This is a genomic window from Streptomyces sp. (genome assembly GCF_035563135.1).
Classification (GTDB): domain Bacteria; phylum Actinomycetota; class Actinomycetes; order Streptomycetales; family Streptomycetaceae; genus Streptomyces.
Genome location: NZ_DATMVN010000395.1, coordinates 1 through 20,746, shown reverse-complemented (window position 1 = coordinate 20,746; position 20,746 = coordinate 1). Strand labels below are relative to the sequence as shown.

Below are 20,746 nucleotides of genomic sequence, written 5' to 3'. Positions count from 1 at the left end.
ACCGGGCGAGCCGATCGGTGAAGGCCATCGACGCGCGCGTGCGTCCCCCGTACAGCAGGGTCCAGTCGGCGCCCGCCGCCTCGGCTGCGGCGACCATCGGCAGGATGGGCGTGATGCCGATGCCGCCCGCGACGAAGGTGTAGCGACCGGCCTCCGTGAGGGCGAAGTTGTTGCGCGGGCCGTTGACGCGGACCTTCGTGCCTTCGGCCAGGAGGTCGTGGACGTAGGCGGAGCCGCCTCGGCCCTGGGGTTCCCGCAGTACGGCGATCTGCCAGCTGTGGTGGTCGTCGGGGTCGCCACAGAGGGAGTACTGGCGGATCAGGCCGTTTCCCGGCGCGAGGTCGATGTGCGCGCCCGGTTCCCAGGCGGGCAGCGCGTCGCCGTCGGGGTGGCGGAGGGTGAGGGCGAGGACGCCGTCGGCCGCCTCCGCCCGGTGAGCGACGACGAGTTCGGCCTCGTGGAAGGAGGGGGTGCTCACCTCGTGCTCCTCTCGGGTGTGCCGGGTGTGCCGGGTGTGCTGGGTGTGAGGGGATGGTCCGGATGGGCGAGCATCCACGACCACATCGCCTCCGGGTTCTGCGCCGTGTGCTCCGTCCCGCAGTGGCACCGTCCGTGCAGGAGGTCGGTGCCGGGCACCCAGTCGATGCGGTAGACCTCGCCGGTGGTCACGACGTCCGCTCCACGGGCTTCTCGCCTTCCTCGGCCAGACGGGCCAGGATCCGACGGGCGGCGAGACCACCCGTGTCGATGTTGATGCTCAACTCCTGGTAGCTGTCGCCCGGTTCGGCGTCCAGAGCGAGCTGGAGGAGGTTGAGGGCGTCGACGTCCTGCATCACCACGGTGTGGTTGAAGTCCCGCAGGAAGGTGGTGACTTCCTCGTCGTCGACCGCGAAGTCGCGCGACACGGCCCAGAAGTCGTACACCTTCCCCTCGGCTGAGGGCGTGATGGCATAGGTGATCTCGGTGCGGAAGACATGGCTGTCGTCCCCGACGGGCGTGATGCCACTGTGCAGCAGATAGAGGCAGGGTGCGTGGTATTCGATGTCCTGACGGCGCGTGATGCGGCCTTCGATGCCGGTGGAGCGGGCGTAGAAGGGCGGACACTCGGCATCGAGCATGTGCCGGCTGACACGGACGATGCCCGCGCCTTCGTCGACCTCCGTGGTGATGGGGGTCTCGGCGACCTCGGGGGTGCCGATGTAGCCGCCGTGGAGGTAGGTCTCGTGGGAGAGGTCCATCAGGTTGTCGACGAGGAGGCCGTAGTCGCCGTCGATGGGCTCCATCCCGCTGACCGACACCCAGCCCGGCGCGGTCAGATGAGGGGCGCGCGGGATCGCCCCGGGGTCGGCGAGGGCCGGGTCCCCGATCCAGACCCAGACGAAGGAGTCCTGCTCGACGACGGGGTAGGAACTCACACGGGCCGTACGGGGCACCCGCTTCTGGCCGGGTACGTACACGCAGGTGCCGGTCGTGTCGTAGGTGAAGCCGTGGTAGCCGCAGACGACACGGTCGCCGTCGAGGTTGCTCTCGGAGAGCGGGAACCGGCGGTGCACGCAGCGGTCGGCCAGGGCGATGACCGTGCCCTGCTCGTCACCGGCGGTCTCGGTGCGGTAGAAGGCGATCGGCTCGCCGAGGACGGTGCGGCCCAGCAGCTCCCGGCCGACCTCGTACCCGTACGCGGCCACGTACCACTGGTTCCTGACAAATGCCGTCATGCCGACTCTCCCGTCCCTGGGGCGGAGCCACGGTGCTCCGCCGTCGCCGCATGGGAATCAGGGTGCTGAGGGGCGTCACCTCGCGGCAATGGGCTTTCCGCCCGACGGAAGACCGGTGCCGCCCGGAGGGCGCCAGCCGAGGGCGCGGGAGATCCCGAGTCCGGCGATCCGGACCGCCGGGATCAGCGTCTGCGCGGGCGCGCCGGCCACCGGCACGACGACGGACACCGAGGCGACGACCTCACCGCGCGGACCGCGCACCGGGGCGGCCACGGAGACGGCGTCGTCCGTGATCTGCCGGTCACTCAGTGCGCAGCCCGTGGTCCTGACCTGGGCGAGCATGCTGCGAAGCCGGGCGGGGTCGGTCACCGTGTACGGGGTGAAGGCGGTCAGTGGCCCCGCGCAGGCTTCCTCCTGCAGGGCGGTGCCGCCGTGGGCGAGGAGCACCAGCCCCACACCGGTCGCGTGCAGAGGCCAGCGCGTACCGACCTGGCTGCGGACACCGACCGCCGAGCGCCCCGATATCCGTTCGATGTAGACGACGTCGCGACCGTCACGCACGGCGAGATGCACGTTCTCGTGGGTGGACTCGTAGAGGTCCTCGAGGAACGGCATCGCCGCCTCCCGCAGCGCCGGCCCGCGGGGGGCGAGCGCGGCGAGCTCCCAGAGGCGCAGACCGATGTGGTAGTCGCCGGACTCGTCGCGCTCCAGGGCTCCCCAGTCGGTCAGGGCCGCGACCAGCCGGTGCGCCGTGGTCAGGGTGAGACCGGCGCGCCGGGCGATCTCGGAGAGGGTGAGTGCGGGCCTGCCGTGATCGAAGGCTCCCAGGACGGACAGGAGGCGCTCGGCAGCCGAGCGCGCGGGACCGGCCGCGCTCACCGAAGCGGGGCCGCGGCGGTCTTCGCGCCGGAAAGGGGTGGGTTCATGCTGCGGCTTCTCCTTCCACGGCCGGCCGGCCGCGGTGTCCTTCCGTCCTTCCGTGGGCACGCCCACGCGGGGCGTCCGGCGTCGTCACCCGAGGGGGCTGACGATACCCGCCGGATGTTCCGGGGGACACGGTGTCCGGCGGGCGGACCCCGTCGCCGTCAGTGCGCTCCCGGCGTCACCGGGCGGGACCCGGGCGCGGGCCGTCCGACAGCAAGGAGCGTCCGATGATCTCTTTCATGATCTCCGTGGTGCCGGCGTACAGGGTGCTCGCGCGTGCGTCGAGGAAGTCGCGCGCCACGTCGTACTCCTGCATGTAACCGTAGCCGCCGTGCAGCTGCAGGCAGCGTGTGGTGACCTTCTGCTGGAGCTCCGTGGTCCACCACTTGGCCATGGCGGCGTCCTCGGGACTCAGCTGCCCGGCGACGAGTCCGGCGGCACAGCGGTCGACGAACACCTGGGCGACCTGCACCTCCGTGGCGAGCTCGGCCAGCGTGAACCTGTTCGCCTGGAAGTCCGCGACGGTGCGGCCGAACGCGGTGCGTTCCCTCGTGTACGTGACGGTGTTGCGCAAGGTCCGTTGCATACAGGCGACCGCGGCCGCTGCCACGCTCATGCGCTCCTGCGGAAGGTTGCGCATGAGGTACTCGAAACCACGGCCCTCCTCGCCGAGCAGATTCGCGGCCGGCACACGGACGTCGGTGAACGAGAGCTCGGCGGTGTCCTGGGCGTGCAGACCGATCTTGTCCAGCCTGCGCCCGCGTTCGAACCCTGCCATGTCGCTCTCCAGCACCAGCAGGCTGATGCCCGCACGGCCGGCGGAGGGATCGGTGGAGACGACCGTGATCACGAAGTCGGCGAGCATGCCGTTGCTGATGAAGGTCTTGGCTCCGTTGACGACGTACACGTCACCGTCCCGGACCGCCGTGGTACGTATGGCCTTCAGATCGCTTCCGGCGCCCGGCTCCGTCATGGCGATGGCCGACACCCGCTCGCCGGCGCACAGATCCGGCAGCCAGCGCCGCCGCTGCTCCTGCGTGGCCAGTGCGCTGAGGTAGGGCGCCACGAGGTCGTTGAATCCGCTCAGGTTCATGGTCAGGGCGGCCGCGCCGGCGCTGCACAGCTCCTCGATGAGGACGAGGTTGTAGCGGAAGTCCCGGACGCCCCCGCCCCCGTGCTCCTCGTCGATGTCGATGCCCAGCAGCCCGAGGTCCCCGGCCTTCACGTACATCGAACGGTCCACCGCACCGGCCCTCTCCCACGCGGGCAGGTGCGGTTGTATCTCGGTGGTGACGAAATCCCGGACCATCGCACGGAAGTCCTGGTGGCCGGTGTCGAAGAGGTTGCGCTCCACGGTGGTGGTCCTTCGGAGAGAGGGGGCGGGTGGGTGCCGGCCGACAAGTGGGTGGTCAGCAAAAGGGTTGCCCGGCCTCGCGCAGGCGGTCCCGGTACACGGCGACATTGGCCAGCTTGACGTCCTCGTAGCCGCGGACGAGGTCAGGCAGGTTCGCCAGCGCCACCGCCTGCTCCATGGTGGTGGCGTCGAGCCGCGGCAACAGGCATTCGATCGTCTGCCGGTACTCGGTGATCAAGGCACGCTCCACCTTGCGGACGTGGGCGTGGCCGAAGAGGTCCCAGGAGGTTCCGCGCAGCCGGCGCAGCGCGTACAGGCCCCGGAAGAGCGGACGGGACCAGGCGCCGAGCGAGATCTTCTCGCGCATGCCCAGCGCACGGAGCACGGGCGGGTGCAGTCGGTACGCCACCCGGCTGCCCGCGCCGAACCGTCTTGCGACATCCTGATCCACCACGGGATCGAGGATGAGGCGCGCGACCTCGTACTCGTCCTTGTAGGCCATGAGCTTGTACAGGTGCGAGGCCACCGCCCGGGTCAGTTCCGTCGAGCCCGCCACGGCGGATGCCTCGTGCCGGCGCACGTTCTCGACCACGGCCGCGTAGGTGCGGGCGTAGCCGGCGTCCTGGTAGGCGACGAGTTCGGGTACGTACCGGTCGAGGAGGTCCGACAGCTGCTCGTCGTCGGACGCGATCCGGGAGCGGACCTCGGCGGCCGCCGCGGTGTCCACGGTGCCCGGCACGTGGTGCGCGGCGGGGGAGCGGTCCGGTGTCCCGGCCGGCCCCACCACCATGCGGCGGCCGTGCCGGAAGGCCCGCAGGTTCTCCTCCACCTTGATCCCGTTGAGGCGGATCGCGCGGTCCAGGGAGTCGACGCTGATGGGCAGGGCGCCGGCCTGGTAGGCGCTGCCGACCATGACCATGTTGGCGTACTGCTGGTCCCCGAGGACCTCCTCGGCGGCGGCCGCCGCGTCGAGGTAGTGCGCCGCGGCGAAACGTCCGTCCAGCTGCGCCCGGATGCTGCCCTGGTCGGGGAAGGGCACCGCGGTGTCCACGACCATGGCCCCCGTGGGAACCTCGGCGGTGGAGACGACTGCCACCGTCCGGTCGGCGTGGGCGGCCTTGAGCTGGGCCGGGTCCGCCGCCACCAGGCTGTCGCAGCCCAGGTACAGATCGCACTCCCCGCCCGCGAGCTTGGCCGCGCGGATCAGCGGCCCGGTGCTGAGCTTGACGTCGGAGACGACGGCGCCGCCCTTCTGGGCCACACCGGTCTGGTCGAGGGACCGCACGGTGTACCCGTCCAGGAAGGCGGCCGTGGCGAGTATCTGGGCCACGGTGACGATGCCGGTGCCGCCGACGCCTGTGATGCGCAGGGCGAACTCGTCCTGCGGGACACGCAGGTCCGGCTCGGGAAGCTCGCCCCCTTCCTCCTGGACCGGAGGGCCGGACACCGGGCGGGCGGGCCTGCCCTTGCCCGGGACCACCGTCATGAAGGACGGACAGTCGCCCTTGAGGCAGGAGAAGTCCAGGTTGCACGAGGACTGGTGGATCTCCGTCTTGCGTCCGAACGCGGTGTCCACGGGCCGCACGGACACGCAGTTGGACTTCTCGCCGCAGTCTCCGCATCCCTCGCAGACCCGCTCGTTGATCAGCACGCGCTGGACGGGGGCCGGCGTGAGTCCCCGCTTGCGCTTACGGCGCAGCTCCGCGGCGCACTCCTGGTCATGGACGACCACGGTGACCCCGGGGACCTCGGCGAGCTCGCGCTGTACGTCCACCAGGTCGTCCCGGTGACGTACCGAGACCTCGGGGAGCGACAGGACGCCCGCTCCGCGCAGGGACTTGCGGACGCGGCGCGGCTCGTCCGAGGTGATGACCACACGGGCGGCGCCCTCCACGACCAGCAGCCGGGCGACGCGTTCGACGGGCATCCCGCCCACCGCGTCCTGACCGCCCGTCATCGCCACGGTGGAGTTGAACAGGAGCTTGAACGTCATGTTCACCCCGGCCGCGACGGCCGCGCGCACCGCGAGGGAGCCGGAGTGGGCGAAGGTGCCGTCGCCGATGTTCTGTATGTAGCCGGGGGTGTCCACGAACGGGGCGAGACCGATCCAGTGCCCGCCCTCACCGCCCATCTGGGACATGCCGACCGTCTCGCCGACCTGCTTCCGCGGCATGCCCATCACCATGCCGTGGCAGCCGATTCCGCCGCCGACGGCCATGCCGTCCGGGACCTTGGTGGAGGAGTTGTGCGGACAGCCGGAGCAGAAGTACGGGGTGCGGGGCAGCAGGGTGAGTGACGGCCTGCTGCGCGGGCGGTTGTCCACCCACTCCCGCACCGAGGGGATGTTCCGCGGTGCCAGGCTGCGGGCCAGGGCGTTCGCCACCAGGTCCGGGTCGAGTTCGTTCGTTGCGGGGAGCAGCGACGCACCCGCGGCGTCGCGCTTGCCGGTCACGCGGGGTGCGCCGGAGGTGCCGTAGAGGATTTCCTTGACGGCTGTCTCCAGGTAAGGCCGCTTGTCCTCCACGACGACGATCTCGTCCAGGCCCCGGGCGAAGTCCCGTACGACGGCCGGCTCGACAGGATAGAGGGCGCCCAGCTTGAGGAGACGGATCCCGCGGCGTACGAGCTCGGCCTCGTCGAGACCGAGCTGGGCGAGCGCCTGCCGGAGGTCGAGCCATGTCTTGCCGGCCGCGACGATGCCCAGCTGTGCGTCACCGGCCGCTCCCATGATGTGGTTGAGCCCACTGCGCCGGATGTATTCCAGGGCGAGCGGCAGCCGCTTCCCGTAGAGGCTCTGCTCCAGACCCGCCAGGCCCGGTCCCACCATCACGGCGTGCGGGCGGTGCGCGTACGGGGTGAGGCCGCCGGGCAGGTCCGACAGGACGGGCGGGGCCCAGTCACGGGTGACGTGGGCGGTGGAGGCGGCGTCGGCGACGTTGGTGGCGACCTTGAGGGCTGTCCACAGGCCGGTGACGCGGGAGAGTTCGACCGCGTGCCGGCCGAATTCCAGCACCTCGTGGGAGTCGGCGGGGTACAGCGCCGGGAGGTGCAGGTCGGCCAGGCTCATCTCGGAGGAGCAGGGGAAGGTGGACGACTTGGCCGACGGGTCGTCACCGACGAGAGCGACGGCACCGCCGTGCGGCGAGGTGCCCGCCATGTTGGCATGGCGGATGGCGTCGCTCGCGCGGTCCAGGCCGGGAGCCTTCCCGTACCAGAAGCCGGTGACGCCGCGGACTCCGCTCTTCTTGAACGGGAGTGACTCCCCGGCCAGTTGGGTCCCCGCGACCGCCGTGGCGGCGAGTTCCTCGTTGAGGCCCGGCTGGTGGACGATCCCGTGCGGGGCGAGGAGTTTCCTGCGGCGGTGGATCTCCATGTCGTAGCCGGCGAGCGGGGAGCCCTCGTAGCCGGAGACGTAGGCGGCGGGCTCCGCGCCGGCTCGCGCGTCGATCTTGGCGCGGTCGACGAGCATCCGGACCAGGGCCTGGATCCCGGTCAGGTAGATGCGCCCTTCCTCGGCGAGGTAGCGGTCGTCCAGGGTGAAGCCGCCGTTGTCGCGCGCGAGTCGTCCGTCGGGCCTCGTCCGTACCGGTGTCGTCGTCATGGTGCCTTCCTTCTGTTGTGCGGGGCTGGTCACAGCACCGCCCCTCCGCGGACCCGGGCGACCAGGCCCTCCAGCGTGTCCGCCCGCGCCAGCGCGTCGGCCATGGCTGCTTCGGCCGTCACCAGACGGCGGCACTCGGCGACCACCTCGTCGACGGACTCGCGGGGGACGACGCACAGGCCGTTCCCGTCGGCGACGACCAGATCGCCGGGTTCGACCCGGGCACCGGCCAGACCGACGGCTCCGTTGATCTCGGCCGCGCGCCAGCGGTACCGGCCGGCCATGGGCGTGGCGCCCCGGGCCCAGACGGGCACCGCCCCGCCGCGCAGGGTGTCCACGTCGCGGACGGCTCCGTCGACCACGATGCCGGCGACCCCGGCCGCGGCGGCGAAGCCGGCGGACAGGTCGCCGAGCACCGCGGTCGTGAGGTCGCCCTCCGCCGTGATGACCGCGATGTCGCCCGGCGCGGCCAGCCCGTAGAGGTCGCGGTCACCGGCGAGGACGGGGCTGCCGAGCGCCCGGTGTGTGGCGGGCACTCCGCCGTACGGTTCGCAGCGCAGCGTGACCGCCTGTCCGCACACCGCCTGGCCCGGGGCGAGCGGGGGCAGCGCGGACGCGGGGACGACCGAGCCGATGCCGAGTGCGTCCAGGGCGTCGGCCACGAGACAGGTCGTGTCCGGCAGCCCGCGCAGGAAGGACAGCGCTGCGGGGTCGGCGCGAGGGAAGTCCAGCCGGCTGATGAGGGTTTCGGGAACCCCGCCGAACAGGCGGGGACGCACCTGCTCCAGGCTGCTCGCGGTGCCGTCAGCCATGGCGCACGGTGGTGGGCAGGCTGGGGCGCCGGCGGCTCTCGTACGCCTCGATGTCGGACAGGTACCGCTCGGTGGCCGAGATGTCGTCGAGGCCGGCCAGCAGGCGGCCGCGGGTGTGGTCGTCGAACTCGAAGGGGACCGCGAAGCCGGGGGCGCTGACCCGGCGCCGCACCAGGTCGACGGTGATCCGGGTGTCCGGCGCGGCTTCGACCAGAGCCCACAGCCGCTCCACGATCTCCTCGTCCAGCGTCACGGGCAGCAGCCCGCGCTTGGGGGCGTTGCCCTGGAAGATGTCCCCGAAGCGCGGGGAGATGACGACCCGGAAGCCGTAGTCCTGCAAGGCCCACACGGCGAACTCGCGCGAGGAACCCGTTCCGAAGTCGGCCCCGGCGATCAGGATGCTCGCACCCTGGTGCTCGGGTTTGTTCATGACGAAGTCGGGTTCGGCCCGCCAGTTGGCGAACAGGACGTCGGCGTAGCCGGTGCGGGAGGTCCGTGTCCCGAACCGGCCGGGGAAGATCTGGTCGGTGTCGACGTCGGAGCGGCGCAGCGGCACCGCCTTGTCGGTGTGGACGGTGAAGGCTTCCATCATCGGGCTCCCAGGTCGGCGGGGGAGGCGAGGCGGCCGGCGACGGCGGTGGCCGCGGCCACCGCGGGGGAGACGACGTGCGTACGCGCTCCCCGTCCCTGCCGGCCCTCGAAGTTGCGGTTGTTGGTGGAGGCGGCGCGCTGTCCGGGGAGCAGCCGGTCCTCGTTGAGCGCGCAGCACATCGAGCAGCCGGCGTAGCGGAGTTCGACCCCCGCGGCGTTGAAGACCTCCTCCAGCCCTTCCTCGACCGCCTGGGCGCGAACCGCCGCGGACCCGGGAACGACGAGTACGTCCACGTGGTCGGCGGCCTTGCGCCCGCGCAGTACGTCGGCGGCGGCGCGCATGTCCTCGATGCGGCCGTTGGTGCAGGAACCGATGAACACGGCGTCGACCGGCACATCTCGCATCGCGGTGCCCGGAGCGAGGCCCATGTATTCCAGCGCGCGGGCTGCCGCGCGGCGGCTGCGGTCGTCGGTGAAGTCGTCGACGGAGGGGACGCGGTCGCCCAGGGGAACGCTCTGGGCGGGGTTCGTGCCCCAGGTGACGAAGGGGGTCAGCGCCGACCCGTCCAGCGTGACGGAGGTGTCGTAGACCGCGCCGGGATCGCTGCGCAGGGTGCGCCAGTAGGCCAGTTCGGCGTCCCAGTCCTTGCCCGCGGGGACGTGCGGGCGGTCCTTGAGATAGGCGAAGGTGGTCTCGTCCGGCGCGACCAGCCCGGCGCGGGACCCCGCCTCCACGGCCATGTTGCACACCGTCATGCGCCCTTCCATCGACATGCCGTCGATGACGGAGCCGCGGAACTCCATGACGTGCCCGACACCGCCGCCGGTGCCGATCTTGTTGATCAGCGCGAGGACGACGTCCTTGGGGGTGACTCCGGGGGCGAGGGAACCGGTGATCGTGACGCTCATGTTCCGCATCGGCGTCATGGGCAGGGTCTGGGTGACGAGGACGTGCTCGACCTGGCTGGTCCCGATGCCGAAGGCAAGGGTCCCGAAGGCGCCGTGGGTCGTGGTGTGCGAGTCGCAGCAGACGATGGTCATGCCCGGCTGGGCGAGCCCCAGTTCGGGGCCGATGACGTGGACGATGCCGTGCCGGTCGTCGCCCAGCGGGTACATCTGGATGCCGAACTCGGCGCTGTTGTCACGGATCAGCCTCATCTGACTGCGCCGGAGCACCTCGTCGAGTGAGGGGCGGTCGGTCGAGGTGGGGGTGGCGTGGTCCTCGGTGGCCAGCGTCAGATCGGGCCGGCGCACGCTGCGGCCGGCCTCCCGCAGCGAGTCGAACGCCACGGGGGTGTTGACCTCGTGCAGCAGGTGCAGATCGATGTAGAGCAGGTCGGGTTCGCCGACGGCCTGACGGACCACGTGGTCGCGCCAGATCTTGTCGGCCAGGGTGAGTGCCATAGGGACCCCTTGAGCGGTAAAGATCATTGAGATTCCCATTATTTGGGAATGGAGTTCGTGGATTCAGGTGGGACCTTAGGTGAAGGGGCCGTGCGGCACAAGGTAGTTGTCATTGGCGTCAAAGCTGATGCTCTGGCTGCATGGCCCACTGTCTGGATATTCAGGTGCCCGGCAGATTACCCCTGACGCGGGCATTGCCTCTGCGGCGGAGGGCTGGCTACTGTCGCCCGGGATTCGCCGGTGATTCGGTGAATCCCAAAATATGGGAGCTCTGATCGCGTCGACGCGAGTGTCGAGCCGTGCCGGCCGACTGTCGCGTCGCGGGTCCTCCCTCACGCCACTGGTCAAGGAGGACCCCGTGGTCTACGCCGTTTCCGTCGCCGTCCTGGTGACGATCTTCGTTCTCGCGACGTTGCGCCCCGTCAGCCTCGGACTTCTGGCCTTCGTGGCCGCCTTCGCGGTCGGAGCAGGGATATCGGGCATCCCCCTCGAGAAGGTCGAGGCCTTTTTCCCGGGCGACCTCTTCTTCACCGTGCTCGGCATCACCCTGCTGTTCGGCATGGCGCGCGCCAACGGCACCATCGACCTCCTCCTCCAGAAGTCACTGCTCCTGGTACGGGGGAAACGATGGGCGGTGGCGTGGATGATGTTCGTGCTCGCAGCGGCTCTGATGTCCCTCGGGGCGGTGCTGGCCGTGGGCATGCTGGCCCCGGTCGCCATGCCGCTGGCCAAGCGCTTCGGCATCAAACCGCTGCTGATGAGTGCGATGCTCGGCCACGGGGCCCTCGGCGCGGCCTTCTCACCCATCACCGTCTACTCCGTGAGCACGAGGAAGCTGGTCGAGTCCCAGGGGTTCACCGTTTCCACGACGATGCTCTTCCTCGTGCCGTTCGGGCTCAACCTGCTGCTCGCCGTCGTGGCCTTCCTCGTCCTGGGACGCGACCTCTTCAGGAAGGAGCCGGCGAGGAGTGCCGACGTGGCGCAGCGGAAGGTGGCGGTTCCCGTGGCCGCGGGTGGGCCGATCGACAGTGCCCGGAGCACGGCCGCCGGCGCAGGCGACGCGGACACCGAGGGGCCGGCCCATGAGTTCCCCGGGGACCGGAATCCCACCACGTCGCGGGTCACGCCCACGCAGTGCCTCACCCTGGCGGCCATCGTGGGACTTCTGGTAGCCGCCTTCTACGGAGTCGAGGTGGGTATCGCCGGGACGTGTCTCGGCGTGCTGCTCCTGCTGCTCCTGCCCGCGCACGCCCGGGAGGCCATGGCGTCCGTGGGCTGGCCCGCCGCGCTTCTCGTCTGCGGCGTCATGACCTACATGGCGGTGCTGACCACCAACGGCACCATCCAGTTCCTCGGCGACGCGGCCATGGAACTGCCCTCGGTCATGCTGACCGCCCTGATCCTGCTGCTCGCCGTGGGTCTGCTGTCGTGCATCGGATCGTCATTCGGCCTCATCCTGATAGCGCTGCCGCTGGCGGAGCCGCTGATGTCCTCGGGGCAGCTGCCCCCTGCCGCCTTCGTCATCGCGCTCTCCTTCTGTGCGACCGTGGTCGACGTCAGTCCGTTCTCCAGCAACGGCGTGCTGGTCCTGAGCAGCGCTCAGGTCGAGGACAAGCAGCGGTTCCAGCGCCAGATGCTGGTGTACAGCGGTTACGTGTGCGGCGTGGGGGCGCTCCTCGCCTGGGGCCTGCTGATCCTCCCGGCCGGCCGATGAGGGCCCCGGCTGTGCCGTGCCTCCCGCCGTCAGCCCTCACAGCTGTCCGAGGGACCGGCTATCTTCTCAGGCATGATCAGCGTGCGTAGTACGGGTGTCGGCGTGCTCGACAAGGCCATGGCGATCGTGGAACTGTGCGAGTACAGACCTTCCTCGGCGAGCCAGATCGCGCGTGAGCTCGACATGAAGACCTCCACCGCCCACCGTCTCGCCACGGCTCTGGTGGCACACGAACTCCTGCAGCGCGACGAGTCGGGTGTCTACCGTCTGGGGCGCCGGGCGCAGCCCTCACGGTTGACCGACCTTGCCCGTCCCTGCCTCGAACGCCTCACCAGGGACATCCGCGAGACCAGCCAGCTGTGGCTGGCCCGGGGATCGGACCGCATCTGCGTCGCGAGCGTCATCGCCGACACCGAACTGCGCGTCGTCCTCGCGTCCGGCGTGAGCCTTCCCCTCTCCGAGGGCGGCTCAGCCGCGTACGCCCTGCAGGGCCAACTGGGGGAGGAAGGCTGGTGCGAGGCGGTCTCCAGGCGGACCCCGGGCCTGGGATCGGTCAGTGCCCCGGTCAAGGAGGGTGACGACATCATCGCGGCGGTGTGTGTGGTCGCACCGCTGTTCCGCATGCCCGGCTCCCCGGGGGACGCCTACGGGGCCCAGGTGGTCGCGACCGCCGCGAGGATCTCGCGTCTCCTCGCGGCGTGACGCGCCGCGGCCGGCCCCGCGGCAGTACGCTTGCGACTCGGCAGGACCGTGGTGGCGGAGGCCGCGTCAGGACCAGGGTGGCGGATGGCCACCTCAGGACCTCCTGACACCTCCGCTGCCGACGCCTCCACCGGGAAGCCGGCCCTGCCGCGTCCGACCGCCCTCTCCCGTCACGACGTGCGCCGGACGGACAGCCCCGGCAGTCGTCCATCCCGCTGGTGACCGGTGCTGTCGGCCGCCAACCGGTCCCGTACCTCGCGCCGCAGCACCTTTCCGTAGGCGTTGCTGGGCAGTTCCTCGACGAACACGACTCGCTTCGGCTTCTTGAAGCCGGCGATCAGGGTCCGGCACCACGCGATCAGCTCGTCGGCGGCGACGTCGGCGGCGGCCTCGCGCACGACCGCGGCCGTCACACTCTCACCCCACACGTCGTCGGGCTCGCCGAAGACGACGACCTGCCGGACGCCAGGGTGCAGCAGGAGCGCGTCCTCGACCTCGCGGGGGTAGATGTTCGTCCCACCGGAGATGATGACGTCCTTGCTGCGGTCGAGAAGGGTCAGCCGACCGTGTTCGTCGTAGCGTCCCACGTCGCCGGTGTGGAGCCAGCCGTTGCGCAGAGCAGCCGCTGTTGCCGTCGGGTTGCCGAGGTACCCGCGCATGACGGTGTCCCCGCGCACACAGATCTCGCCGGTGGTGCCGACGGTCACGGGACGGTCCTCGGCATCGAACACCGCGACCTCCACCCCGGGATGGGGGACGCCGGCCGAGATCAGGCGGTCGTCGTCGACCGGGCCCCGTGCCAGATCCAGGTAGGTGATCGTCATGGGCGACTCCCCCTGGCCGTAGATCTGCACGAACACGCCGCCGAAGCGGTCGACCATCCGGCGGGCGTGGTCCAGATGCATGGGCGCGCCGCCGTAGACCGCCCGCCGCAGGGATGCGGTGTCCGCACCCGTCTCGGCGTCCGCGTCGAGCAGCATGACGATCATCGTGGGGGCGAGGAAGGCGATGACCGTGACGCCCTCCCGTTCGATCAGGCGCAGCACGTCTCCGGCGACGAACGAGGAACCGCTGTGGATCAGGTTCGTCGCACCCCGGGCGACCGCACCGAGGAGATAGAGGCCACCCCCGTGGGAGAGGGGCGTGACGTGCAGAACGACGTCCTCGGCCCGGTAGTCACAGACATCGGCGAGCTCCAGCCACATCATCGCCGTCAGGTTGCGGTGGGTGAGCATCGCGCCCTTGGGGCGGCCCGTGGTGCCCGATGTGTAGAAGAGCCACGCGACCGAGTCCTCGCCGAGGTCGGCCACCTGCTGGTCCGGGCTGCCGACGGCGAGGAACCGGTCGAACGCGGGCCCGATCCCCAGTGTCGCCAGGTCCGGGCCCGCGACCTCGTCCACCAGGACCGCGCTCGCCGCGTCGTGGACCAGCAGTCGCGTCTCGCTGTCCTCCAGGATGACGGCGAGCTCGGGACCGGCCAGCTTGGCGTTGACCGGCACGATCACCATCCCGGCGGCGAAGGCGCCGTACATGGTGATGACGTACTCAGGACAGTTCTTCGCGAAGACGGCCACACGGTCTCCGGGGCTCAGACCGCTCGCCAGGAGCGCTGAGGCGAAGCTACGGACGGCGTCGTCCAGTTCCGCGTACGTCATGTCACGGTCGGCATGGCGCAGAGCGGTGCGCCCGGCGTGCAGCCGGCGTGCAGCGCTGAGGGTGGTGGCGATGTTGGGCATCAGCGGCTCTCAGCGCTCCGTGTCGCCGGCGCAGACCAGTGCGACGAGCGCGCCGCCCGGGGCACGGACCCAGACCGTGCTGGAGCCCGCGCCCTCGACGACCGACGAGACGTCGTGGTAGCCGGAGTCACGCAGCCGCTCGCAGAGCCGCTCCCGGGACGCCTCGTCGTCGACCGCCAGGCCGATGTGGTGGGGCGTTCCCACGGCGTACGTCCAGGTGCCCGGGGCGCGGTAGGGCTGGTGCAGGAGTTCGATCCCGGCGCCCTCCGCGAACCGGTAGTACCCGGACGCGAGGTCCTGCACGGTGTGCTCGCCACCGAAGAGGTCCAGCAGGAAGGAGTGCGTCTCACGGACGTCCATCAGCGAGACGGTGACGCTGTGCAGACCACGCACGGCCAGGGCCGCGGCGACGGAGCCGCTGACCGGAACGGAGTCCGGCTCATCGCTCTCGACGAGGGCGTACGGGATGCCCGACGGCGCGGTGAACGCCAGCCGCTTCGTACCGAACACCTCCTCGACCTGGCCCTCGACGTGCGCGTCGTGCAGACGCGCCTGCCAGTGGCCGAGCGATCCGGCGGGCACCGAGAGGTTCGGAGAGTCCGGACCGTTGCTGCCGCGCCGTCCGGTCGGCCCGTCCGCGCCGAGGCAGTAGGCGACCAGGAAGCCGTGACCCGGGTCCGTCGAGCCACCGAAGACGAGTCGTTCGGCGGAGAGTCCGCGCAGCGTGGCGGGCTCGCGGCTCAGGCAGCGCAGCCCGAGCACGTCTTCGTGGAAGCGGATCTCCCGCTCGGCTTCGGAAGTGGAGTACGCGAAATGGTGGACGCTACGCACGCTGGTCACTGTCGGCCTCCCACGTCACGGTCTGGTTGAGGACGGCCCGCACGGTCAGCGCGGGAAGGTAGTTCCGCTTCTCCTCCAGGTCGGCCTTGAGACCGGGCAGGCGCCGGTACAGCGTCCGGAGCGCGATACTCGCCTCCGGGCGGGCCAGCGGGGAACCGATGCAGAAGTGCCGGCCGGTGCCGAAGGCGAGGTGTTCGCCGAGGTTGGGCCGGTTGATGTCGTAGACCAGGGGGTCCGGGAAGACAGAGGGGTCCGCATTGGCGGCGGCGATGTTCAGGAGCACCATGGAGCGGGCCGGGATCGGGACGCCGCGTATCTCCGTGTCGCGGGTGGTGTAGCGGAACAGGTGCAGCCCGATGCCGGTCCTCCGCAGGGACTCCTCGACCACGTGCTCCCAGAGGTCCTCGTCGGCACGGACCTCCGCCAGCAGACCGGGGTTCTCGGTCAGCTGGCGCACCGTGTTACCGATGAGGTTCGCCGTCGTGTCGGTGCCGGCGGCTGTGATGGACACCATGTGGGCGAGGACCGAGTCGTTGCTGAGCAGCGGCTCGCCCTCGTCGTCGGTGAGCTTGAGCATCGCTGACGTGATGTCGTCCCCCGGGTTCTCACGCCGGTCAGCGACGAAGGCGGAGAAGAACTCGTAGGCGCTGTACATCCGCGCATAGGCGTCGACGATGTCCTCGTCGGACCTCGTGGAGGTACCGGGTTCGGCGTCGATCGGTGACATCAGCGAGAACACCTCGCCGATCCAGGCATGAAAACGCGGCAGGTCCTCGGAGGGCAGGCCGAGCATGTCGCCCACGACCGAGAGCGTGAGCTGGTAGGCGAAGTCCTGCATCAGGTCGATGGAGCCGCGGTCGGCGAAGCCGTCGATGAGCGCGTCGGCCTTGGCCGCGATGTCGGCGGAGGCCTGACTCACGCGCGGGCGGGTGAACGCCTTCTGGGCGGCCTTGCGCTCGCGGGTGTGAACGGGCGGGTCGAGGTTGAGCAGGACGCCGCCGCCGATGACCAGTTGCGCCACGCGCTTGTGTTCGTCGGGAATGGTCGCGAGCGCTTCGACGGTGGGTTCCACTGCCTTGTAGGCGCCGGAGGAGAAGGTCTCGAAATCGGTGAGGACCGCGCGGACGTCCTCGTTGCGCGTGACGACGAAGGAGTTCAGGGGGTCGTGGAAGAAGACGGGGCTTCCGGCCAGCAGTGACTGCACCGCGGCTTGCGGATCGTCCAGGTACGCGGCTGACAGCGGGTCGAACGCATCGACAGGGGTGGTCATGGCTCGGACGCTAAAGCGGGCCTTGCCACTGGAGCGGTGACTTTGGTCCAGGTCCCGGCTCTGTTGCCGGATTCGTGACCATGCCGGGGGGTCGGTCGGAACGGCTGCCGTCACCGACTGCTTGACAGGATGTTCAATATTCAATAACAGTACGGGTGCCGCACAGACGTGCGTTCAACGGGCAAAGGTGAAGACCATGGAAATGCCACCCCCGTCGACCACCCCCGCCACCCGCCCCGCGGGTCCACTGAGCGGGATTCTGGTTGCCGACTTCTCGCGCATCCTCGCGGGCCCCTACGCCACGATGTTGCTCGCCGACCTGGGGGCGGAGGTCATCAAGGTCGAGAGCCCCGGGGGCGACGACACCCGGACCTGGATGCCGCCGGTCCGCGACGGGATCTCGACGTACTACCTGTCGGTCAACCGCAACAAGCGGTCCGTGGCACTGGATCTGAAGGACACCGAGGACCTGGCGGACGCCCGGGAACTCGCCGGACGCGCGGACGTGCTGATCGAGAACTTCAAGCCGGGCGGGCTGCGGCGCTTCGGCCTGGACCACGACACCGTGAGCCGGAACAACCCCGGCATCGTCTACGCCTCGATCAGCGGCTTCGGTCCGGGCGCGGGCGCGCAGCTGCCCGGATACGACCTGATGGTGCAGGCCATGTCCGGGCTGATGAGCCTCACCGGCGACCCGGACGGCTCCCCGTTCCGCGCCGGCATCTCGGTGTTCGACGTGATGACGGGTCTGCACACGGCCATCGGCATCCTCGCGGCGCTGCGGCACCGGGACCAGACCGGACAGGGCCAGCACATCGAACTCGACCTGTTGTCCTCCGCGCTGTCCGGGCTGGTCAACCACACCGGCGCGTACGCGGCGGCCGGCGTCGTCCCGTTCCGCATGGGCAACGCCCACCCGAGTCTCTTCCCGTACGAACCGCTGCCGACCTCCGACGGTGAGCTGATCGTCATCGCCGGCAACGACGGCCAGTTCCACAAGCTGTGCCAGGTGCTCGGCGTTCCCGGACTGATCGACGACCCGCGCTTCGCGCACAACCAGGACCGCACCGCCCACCGCGAGGAACTGCGCCCGCTGCTGGTGGAGCGGCTGGTGAAGCGGACCAAGGACGAGTGGTTCCGGGACCTGCTGGCCGCCGGCGTGCCGTCCGCGCCGATCAACACCATCGACGGGGGCGTCGGCCTCGCCGAGGAACTCGGACTCGCCCCGATCGTGGAGTCGGGCGAGGGCCCCGCCGCGGTGCCGGGCATCCGCAACCCCATCACTTTCTCCGCCACTCCGCCGCGCTACGAGCTGCCGCCGCCCTCGCTGGACGAGCACGGCGAGGAGATCCGCGCCTGGCTGCGGGCGGAGCGCACCCGAAGGGAGAACGACCGATGAGCAGTTACCCCACCTCGCTGGGCACGTCGGACCTCGACAGCATCCACCTGCTCGGCCAGGACCTGGCCGAGGACCTCATGGGCAAGGTCGGTTTCGGAGAGCTGGCCTTCTGGCTGGTCACCCACCGCCGCCCCACCCCGTCCGAAGTGCGCGTCTTCGAGACCGTGCTGGTCGCGCTCGCCGACCACGGATTCACGCCGACGGCGATCGCGGCCCGTCTGACGTACCTCAGCGCCCCCGAGTCGTTGCAGGGCGCGCTCGCGTCCGGACTGCTCGGCGGTGGCTCCCGCTTCCTCGGGGTCACCGAGGACTGCGGGCGGTTCCTGGCCGACACCCTGGCCGGCGTCGAGGGACCCCTGCCGGACGACGACGCGGGCTGGGACGCCATCGCCCTGGACGCGGTGGGCCGGGCCCGCGCCGACAAGCGCCTTGTGCCCGGTCTGGGACATCCGGTGCACAAGAAGGGCGACCCGCGTACGCCCGTACTCATGCGCATCGCCGACGAAGAGGGCCTCAAGGGCCCACATCTGCGCCTGTTCGAGGCGGTCGGCCGGGTCCACTCCGAGGTGCTCGGCAAGAAGCTGCCGCTCAACGGGGCCGGCGTGTGCGGGGCGGCCCTGGCCGACCTCGGTCTCCCCGTCGACCTGCTGCGCGGGTTCGCACTGCTCGCCCGCGCCGCGGGCCTGCTCGGCCAGCTCGCCGAGGAACGCCGACGCCCCATCGCCTCGGACATGTACATGAGTATCGATCGCAACGCCACCTACGTCACCCCCGACACCCCCGCCTGACCCCCTCGGCCCGCTGGACAGCCGGTCGGTGCCGACCGGCCCGACGAGAGGAACCGCCATGGCCACCCTGGCCGCGGTCATCGCCTCCACCCACCATCCCTTCTACTACAAGGCCAGCACCGCCACGGGCGAGGACCGCCCGCCGTACGCGGACGCCTGGGTCGCCAAGATCGAGGCGTTCCGCGAGACGCTGAGCCGCGCCCGCCCCGATGTCCTGGTCATGGTCGGCTCCGACCACTTCCACCAGCTGTGGCTGGACAACATGCCGCAGTTCCTCGTCGGCAAGGCACCCGTCTACGACGCCAACTGGTACAACGAGGAGCGCGAGTTCGGTCTGCCGCGGATGCGGCTGCGCGGCCAGGAGGACCTGTCGGCGCACCTGCTGCGCAGCGGTCTCGACTCGGGCTTCGACCTCGCCTTCAGCAACGAGCTGCGGATCGACCACAGCATCACCTGCCCGATCATCACCCTCCGCCCCGAGGCGGACCTGCCGATCGTGCCGGTCTACACCAACATCTTCGCCCCGCCGCTGCCCCAGCCGTCCCGGTTCGTGCATCTCGGCAAGGCCATCCGGGAGATGATCGAGTCCTGGCCGAGCAACCTGCGGGTCGCCGTCATCGGCACCGGGCACCTCTCCCTCGAACTCGGCGGACCCCGCCAGTTCGGGCCGCACGGCCCCGACCCGGAGTTCGACCACAAGGCCGTGGAATGGATCGCCGGCGGGGACATCGAGGGCTGTCTGTCCGAGGTCACCCTGGACAGCCTGTGGACGCCGGGCAACGCCACCCACGGCTTCATGGACTTCATGCTGATGATGGGCGTCGCCGGTGAGGGCGCCAGGGCCGACTACACCGACACGCTCGACCTGTTCCACACCATGGAGGCGTACTTCACCTGGTACCCGAACGGTGTTCCCGCGCAGACCGGTACGGGGGCGCGGCCATGAGCAAGTACCTGATGAACAAGTTCCTCTACACCGTGGACCGCGACCCGGACCTCGTCGAGCGGTACCGCGAGGACCCCAGGGGAACGGTGACCTGGTGGGAGGCCGAACACGCCGGCACCCTGCTGAACGCCATCGGCGCCGAGGCCACCACCCATCCGGAGTTCACCCACGAGGAGCGTGAGGCGCTCGCCGCCCACGACTACGTGAAGCTATTCGAGCTGGGCGCGCATCCCTTCCTCACCCTCACCCTCTTCATCGCGCTGTTCGAACGCGACTACGAGGAGCCGATGGCCTTCCAGCGGGAGTACGCCGCGCGGCTCGCCCACTTCTCCCTGCCCTATCCAGACATAGCCACCTGAGCGGACAGACCGTTGACGACACTGACGCACACCACCACCGACTTCGACACGGACATCCTCGTCGTGGGCTCGGGCCCGGCCGGGGCCTCGGCCGCGCTCTTCCTGGCGACGTACGGGGTGAAGGTCCGCCTGATCACCAAGTACGGGGCCCTGGCTGACACTCCCCGGGCGCACATCACCAACCAGCGGACCATGGAGACGCTGCGCGACATGGGCGTCGAGGACCGCCTCATGCGCGAGGCGACGCCCTGGGAGTTCATGGGCAACACCACCTTCTGCACCAGCCTGGCCGGTGAGGAGCTGGGACGTGTCCCGTCCTGGGGCACCAGTCCGGACCGGCACGCCGACTACCGGCTGGCCAGCCCCTGCTCCATGGCCGACGCCCCGCAGACCATCGTGGAGCCCATCCTGGTGCAGGAGGCGCAGCGCCGGGGCGCGCGCATCCGCTTCGACAGCGAGTACCTCTCCCACGAGCAGGACGCCGACGGGGTCACCAGCCTGGTGCGCGACCGGCTCACCGGCCAGGAGTACACGGTGCGCTCGCGCTACCTGATCGGCGCCGACGGCGCCCGCAGCAGGATCGCCGAGCAG

General features: G+C 70.4%; 18 protein-coding genes and 1 pseudogene. 7 read left to right on the top strand and 12 right to left on the bottom strand.

The window, feature by feature from the left end:
- From VN520_RS17160 to leuC, 9 genes and pseudogenes are all read right to left on the bottom strand, one after another.
- A pseudogene (locus tag VN520_RS17160) lies at positions 1–478 on the bottom strand (ferredoxin reductase); the annotation flags it as partial.
- Complete coding sequence (locus VN520_RS17155; RefSeq protein WP_325747799.1) at positions 475–669, bottom strand: hypothetical protein; 195 nt, start codon at positions 667–669, stop codon at positions 475–477. The gene VN520_RS17155 and the pseudogene VN520_RS17160, both read right to left, overlap by 4 nt.
- Positions 666–1,715, bottom strand: a complete 1,050-nt coding sequence (locus tag VN520_RS17150) for an aromatic ring-hydroxylating dioxygenase subunit alpha (protein WP_325747798.1) — start codon at positions 1,713–1,715, stop codon at positions 666–668. Before VN520_RS17150 ends, VN520_RS17155 begins: the two co-directional genes overlap by 4 nt.
- Positions 1,716–1,790: 75 nt before the next feature.
- Entirely contained in the window at positions 1,791–2,594 is an 804-nt protein-coding gene (locus VN520_RS17145; protein WP_325747797.1) for an IclR family transcriptional regulator, read from the bottom strand.
- Positions 2,595–2,817: 223 nt separating this feature from the next.
- The gene (locus VN520_RS17140; protein ID WP_325747796.1) at positions 2,818–3,993 is read right to left on the bottom strand and encodes an acyl-CoA dehydrogenase family protein; all 1,176 of its coding nucleotides are present in this window, start codon (positions 3,991–3,993) and stop codon (positions 2,818–2,820) included.
- Positions 3,994–4,048: 55 nt separating this feature from the next.
- Positions 4,049–7,594, bottom strand: coding sequence for an indolepyruvate ferredoxin oxidoreductase family protein (locus VN520_RS17135; RefSeq protein ID WP_325747795.1), 3,546 nt, complete (start codon positions 7,592–7,594; stop codon positions 4,049–4,051).
- 29 nt (positions 7,595–7,623) lie between these two features.
- The gene (locus VN520_RS17130; protein ID WP_325747794.1) at positions 7,624–8,406 is read right to left on the bottom strand and encodes a hypothetical protein; all 783 of its coding nucleotides are present in this window, start codon (positions 8,404–8,406) and stop codon (positions 7,624–7,626) included.
- Positions 8,399–8,995, bottom strand: coding sequence for a 3-isopropylmalate dehydratase small subunit (leuD, locus tag VN520_RS17125; protein WP_325747793.1), 597 nt, complete (start codon positions 8,993–8,995; stop codon positions 8,399–8,401). Before leuD ends, VN520_RS17130 begins: the two co-directional genes overlap by 8 nt.
- Positions 8,995–10,401: a 3-isopropylmalate dehydratase large subunit gene (leuC, locus tag VN520_RS17120; RefSeq protein ID WP_325747792.1), complete on the bottom strand. Its 1,407-nt coding sequence runs from the start codon at positions 10,399–10,401 to the stop codon at positions 8,995–8,997. Before leuC ends, leuD begins: the two co-directional genes overlap by 1 nt.
- Before the next feature lie 358 nt (positions 10,402–10,759).
- Between leuC and VN520_RS17115 the strand changes: the two genes are divergently transcribed.
- Together VN520_RS17115 and VN520_RS17110 are read left to right on the top strand one after the other, a co-directional pair.
- A complete protein-coding gene (locus VN520_RS17115) occupies positions 10,760–12,115 on the top strand; it encodes an SLC13 family permease (protein WP_325747791.1) in 1,356 nt (451 codons plus the stop codon).
- A 72-nt stretch (positions 12,116–12,187) separates the two neighbouring features.
- Positions 12,188–12,817 carry an IclR family transcriptional regulator gene (locus VN520_RS17110; protein ID WP_325747790.1) on the top strand — a complete coding sequence of 210 codons (630 nt, stop codon included), beginning with the start codon at positions 12,188–12,190 and terminating at the stop codon, positions 12,815–12,817.
- Positions 12,818–12,987: 170 nt separating this feature from the next.
- Here VN520_RS17110 and VN520_RS17105 read toward each other — a convergent pair whose 3' ends face one another.
- Genes VN520_RS17105 through VN520_RS17095 form a run of 3 tightly spaced genes read right to left on the bottom strand, consistent with a single transcriptional unit; the run spans position 12,988 to position 16,663 of the window.
- On the bottom strand, positions 12,988–14,553 hold the full coding sequence (locus VN520_RS17105) for a class I adenylate-forming enzyme family protein (RefSeq protein ID WP_325747789.1): 1,566 nt from the start codon (positions 14,551–14,553) through the stop codon (positions 12,988–12,990).
- A 9-nt stretch (positions 14,554–14,562) separates the two neighbouring features.
- Positions 14,563–15,384, bottom strand: a complete 822-nt coding sequence (locus tag VN520_RS17100) for a hypothetical protein (RefSeq protein WP_325747788.1) — start codon at positions 15,382–15,384, stop codon at positions 14,563–14,565.
- Entirely contained in the window at positions 15,377–16,663 is a 1,287-nt protein-coding gene (locus VN520_RS17095) for a cytochrome P450 (protein ID WP_325747787.1), read from the bottom strand. Before VN520_RS17095 ends, VN520_RS17100 begins: the two co-directional genes overlap by 8 nt.
- A gap of 196 nt (positions 16,664–16,859) precedes the next feature.
- Here VN520_RS17095 and VN520_RS17090 point away from each other — a divergent pair, with 196 nt between their 5' ends.
- The 5 genes from VN520_RS17090 to VN520_RS17070 form a co-directional block, all read left to right on the top strand.
- Positions 16,860–18,062 carry a CoA transferase gene (locus VN520_RS17090; RefSeq protein WP_325747786.1) on the top strand — a complete coding sequence of 401 codons (1,203 nt, stop codon included), beginning with the start codon at positions 16,860–16,862 and terminating at the stop codon, positions 18,060–18,062.
- Positions 18,059–18,850 carry a citryl-CoA lyase gene (locus VN520_RS17085; protein ID WP_325747785.1) on the top strand — a complete coding sequence of 264 codons (792 nt, stop codon included), beginning with the start codon at positions 18,059–18,061 and terminating at the stop codon, positions 18,848–18,850. The genes VN520_RS17090 and VN520_RS17085 overlap by 4 nt, the downstream gene beginning before the upstream one ends.
- A 58-nt stretch (positions 18,851–18,908) precedes the next feature.
- Complete coding sequence (locus tag VN520_RS17080; protein ID WP_325747784.1) at positions 18,909–19,796, top strand: extradiol ring-cleavage dioxygenase; 888 nt, start codon at positions 18,909–18,911, stop codon at positions 19,794–19,796.
- Positions 19,793–20,155, top strand: a complete 363-nt coding sequence (locus tag VN520_RS17075; protein WP_325747783.1) for a hypothetical protein — start codon at positions 19,793–19,795, stop codon at positions 20,153–20,155. Before VN520_RS17080 ends, VN520_RS17075 begins: the two co-directional genes overlap by 4 nt.
- Positions 20,156–20,167: 12 nt before the next feature.
- A partial coding sequence (locus VN520_RS17070) for an FAD-dependent monooxygenase (RefSeq protein ID WP_325747782.1) occupies positions 20,168–20,746 on the top strand: 579 nt, incomplete at its 3' end.